General features: G+C 72.9%; 1 protein-coding gene. It reads right to left on the reverse strand.

Annotated features, from left to right (window positions below; translation table 11 throughout):
* On the reverse strand, positions 1-4,249 hold a 4,249-nt coding region (locus ACIGXM_RS37275; protein ID WP_396568567.1), incomplete at both ends, for a type I polyketide synthase.

The raw sequence follows: 4,249 nt of genomic DNA on the forward strand, positions 1-4,249 counted from the left end.
GCGGTGTTGGCGAGGTTGATGTTGTCGCGTTCGGTCAGGTAGTGGCGGAGGCGGTGTGCCTGTTCGCGGAGTGCGGGTTCGGTCTTCGCGGAGAGCAGGAGTGGGGCGACTGCCTCTGACGGTTCCTCGGCGGCCGTGTCGGGTGCGGCTTCGAGGATGAGGTGGGCGTTGGTGCCGCTGATGCCGAAGGAGGAGACGGCTGCGCGGCGGGGGTGGTCGGTTTCGGGCCAGGGTCGTGCCTCGGTGAGCAGTTCGACCGCGCCGGCGGTCCAGTCCACGTGCGGGGTCGGCTCGTCCACGTGCAGGGTCCTGGGCAGTATGCCGTGTCGCATGGCCTGGACCATCTTGATCACGCCGCCGATGCCGGCGGCGGCCTGCGCGTGGCCGATGTTGGACTTCAACGAGCCGAGCAGCAGCGGCAGTTCGGCCGGCCGCTCCTGCCCGTAGGTGGCCAGCAGGGCCTGCGCCTCGATCGGGTCGCCGAGCTGGGTGCCGGTGCCGTGTGCCTCGACGGCGTCCACCTGGTCGGCCGTCAGTCGGGCGTTGGCCAGCGCGGTGCGGATCACCCGCTGCTGGGACGGGCCGTTGGGCGCGGTGAGCCCGTTGCTGGCACCGTCCTGGTTGACCGCCGTACCGCGGATCAGCGCGAGCACCTGGTGACCGTTGGCTCGGGCGTCGGAGAGCCGTTCCAGCAAGACCATGCCGGCGCCCTCGGCCCAGATCGTGCCGTCGGCGGCGTTCGCGAAGGACTTGGCCCGGCCGTCGGGCGCCAGTCCGCGCTGCCGGCTGAACTCCAGGAACATGCCCGCGTTGGCCATCACGGTCGCGCCGCCGGCCAGCGCCATCGTGCACTCGCCGTTGCGCAGCGCCTGGGTGGCCAGGTGCAGTGCCACCAGCGAGGACGAGCAGGCGGTGTCCACCGTGATCGCCGGCCCCTCGAACCCGAAGGCGTAGGAGACCCGGCCCGAGGCCACGCTCGCCGTCGTACCGGTGAGCAGGTAGCCCTCGACGCCTTCGGTGCCCTGGCGGACCAGCGGCGCGTACTCCTGGGTGACCACACCCGCGAAGACGCCGATCTGGCCGCCGCGGAGTGTGGCCGGCACGATGCCCGCCCGCTCCAGCGCCTCCCAGCTGGTCTCCAGTAGCAGCCGCTGCTGCGGGTCGAGGGCGAGCGCCTCGCGCGGGGTGATGCCGAAGAAGTCGGCGTCGAACCGGTCGGCGTCGTACAGGAAGCCGCCGTGCCGGGTGTAGGTCCGGCCGACCGCGTCGGGGTCGGGATCGTAGAGTCCCTCGACGTCCCAGCCGCGGTTGCGCGGGAACTCGCCGATCGCGTCGGTGCCGGACGCGACCAGGTTCCACAGGTTCTCGGGGGTGTCGGCGCCGCCGGGGAACCGGCAGCCCATGCCCACGATCGCGATCGGCTCCTCGTCCCCGGACCGCCCGGACCGCTTGGCGGCGGGCCTGGCCGGGCCGCGTTGCGGCGCCGAGCTCAGCAGCTCGCCGTGCAGGTAGCGGGCGATCGCGGCGGGCGTCGGGTAGTCGAAGGTGAGGGTGGCCGGCAGCCGGAGGCCGACCGCCTTGTTGAGGGTGTTGCGCAGTTCCACCGCGGTCAGCGAGTCGAAGCCCAGCTCCTTGAACGAGCTCTCCGGATCGATCACCGCGGACGGGTCGTGGCCGAGCACGGTCGCGATGTGTCCCTTGAGGAAGTCGAGCAGGAACGGGCCCTGCTCCGCCTCGCCGCGCGAGGCCAGTTCCTGGGCCAGCCCGTTCTCGCCGACGCTCGGGCCGGCCTCGGCTGCGCGGCGCGGCCGGGGGCGGTACAGCCCGGCGAGGAGCGGGGCGATCGTGCCCGCGGCCGCCTGCGACCGCAGACCCGCGGCGTTGAGGCGCGCGGGCACCAGCACCGCCCGCTCGTGCGACAGCGCGCCGTCGAAGAGGGCGAGGCCCTGCTCGTCCGGCATCGGGGTCAGGCCGGTGCGGGCCATCCGGGCCTGCTCCTGCTCGCCGAGCGTGCCGCCCATGCTCGCCGCGCTGTCCCACAGGCCCCAGGCGAGCGAGGTCGCGGGGAGGCCCTGGGCCCGGCGGAACGAGGCGAGCGCGTCCAGATAGCCGTTGGCAGCCGCGTAGTTGCCCTGGCCGCTCGCTCCGAGGGTGCCGACGATCGAGGAGTACAGGACGAACGCCGTCAGCTCCAGGCCCCGGGTGGCGGTGTGCAGGTTCCAGGCGGCGTCGGCCTTGGGCGTCAGGACGGTGTCGAGTCGTTCGGCGGTCAGCGCGGGGATCGTGCCGTCGTCCAGCACACCCGCGCAGTGCACGACGGCGCGCAGCGGGTGTTCGGCCGGCACGGACGCCAACAGCTCGGTCAGCGCCGGCAGGTCGGCGGTGTCGCGGGCGGCGATCCGCGCCTCGGCACCCAGCGACGCCAGCTCGGCCGCCAACTCCGTTGCGCCGGGGGCTTCGGGGCCACGCCGGCTGGTCAGCAGCAAGTGCCGGACGCCGTGCCGGGTGACCAGGTGCCTGGCCAGCAGCGCGCCCAGCGCGCCGGTGCCGCCGGTGATCAGCACCGTCCCGTCGGCGTCGAACGCCGGTGCCGGGTCGTCGGCCGAAGCGGCCTTCGCCAGTCTGGGGACCGTCATCTTTCCTTGGCGAAGGGCGAGTTGCGGTTCGCCGGAACTGACGGCGGCGGCCAGGGCGGCCAGCGAGGCGTCGGAGTCGTCGAGGTCGGCCAGGACGAACCGGTCGGGCTGCTCGGACTGCGCGGTGCGGACCAGGCCGTGGACGGCGGCGGCGCCGAGGTCGGTCAGCTCCTGGTCGTCCGCGACGGCCACGGCCGAGCGGGTGAGGATCGCCAGCTTGACGGTCAACTCATCATCCACCAGGAACTGTTGGATGATCCCCAGTACTCGGGCGGTGAGTTCGTGCGCCCGATCGGGTGTCGCGTCGGGGGTGCCGAGGGCGGGCAGGACGGCCAGCTGCGGGACGGGCGCACCGGCGGCCAGCGCGGCGCGCAGCGCGGGCACGTCCTGGTAGGTCGTCGCGTCGATGCCCGCGCGGCTCAGTGCGTCCGTCAGCTCGGTGTCGCCGAGCACCGCCCAGCGCGGTGTCCCCTTGAGGGCGGTGGGCAGCGGCAGCGCGGTCCAGTCGAGCTGGTACAGCTCCTGGGCCGGGGCCGCCTGGGCAGCCGCCATCTGGTCGGTCGCCACGGCCCGCATGGCCAGCGAGGAGATGGTGATCGCGGGCGCCCCGGTGTGGTCCACGATCGCCAGCGAGACCGTGTCAGGCGTCGGGCGGGAGAGCCGGACCCGCAGCCGGGTGGCGCCGACCGAGTGGATCGCCACGCCGCTCCAGGAGAACGGCACCCGGATGCTGTCCTCGGCCGGGGTGGCGCCCAGCACCAGGGCCGCCGGTTGCAGGGCGGAGTCCAGCAGTCCGGGGTGGATGCCGTAGGCGCCGGGGTCCGCGTCGGCCGGGAAGGCCACCTCGCCGTACGTGGTGTCGCCCTGCTGCCAGGCGGCGCGCAGTGAACGGAAGAGCGGTCCGTAGCCGAAGCCGGCGTCCACGATCCGCCGGTAGAACTCCGTCATGTCCAGCGGACTCGCGTCGGTGGGTGGCCATTCGCCGTCCTCGAACGGCTCGAACGCGCCGGCCGGGTCGCCCACCGCGAGCGCACCGGTGGCGTGCAGGGTCCACTCGGTGCCGGACGGCGCGTCCTCGGCGCGGGAGTACAGGGCGAAGGTGCGACTGCCGGCGTCGTCCTGTGCGTCGACGGCCAGGCGCACCTGGAGCGCGCCGTGTTCGGGGATGGCGAGGAAGGTGCGGTGGGTCAACTCCTCGATCTGGTCGCAGCCCACGATCCGTGCCACGTGCAGCAGCAGGTCCACGAAGGAGACCCCGGGCAGGATGTACGCGCCGTAGATCTCGTGTTCCGGTGCCCAGGCCGGGTTCTCGGCGGAGAGTCGGCCGGTGAACAAGTAGCCCTTGCCATGGGGGAGTTCGGTCTGGCTGGTGAGCAGCGGGTGCTCGATGGCGGTCAGGCCGAGGGTGGCGGCGTTGGTTCCGGTGTGGGTGGGGTGGAGCCAGTAGCGGTCGCGTTGGAAGGGGTAGGTGGGGAGGTTGGTGGGTTGGGTGGTGGGTTGGGTTTCGGGTTGGGTTTGGGTTTGGGTGGTGGGCCAGGTGGTGGGGTGTCCGTGGGTGTGGAGGTGGGCGAGGGTGGTGGTGAGGGTGAGTTGTTCGGGGTGGTTTTTGCGGA

It is taken from the genome of Kitasatospora sp. NPDC052896 (assembly GCF_044547075.1).
Classification (GTDB): domain Bacteria; phylum Actinomycetota; class Actinomycetes; order Streptomycetales; family Streptomycetaceae; genus Kitasatospora.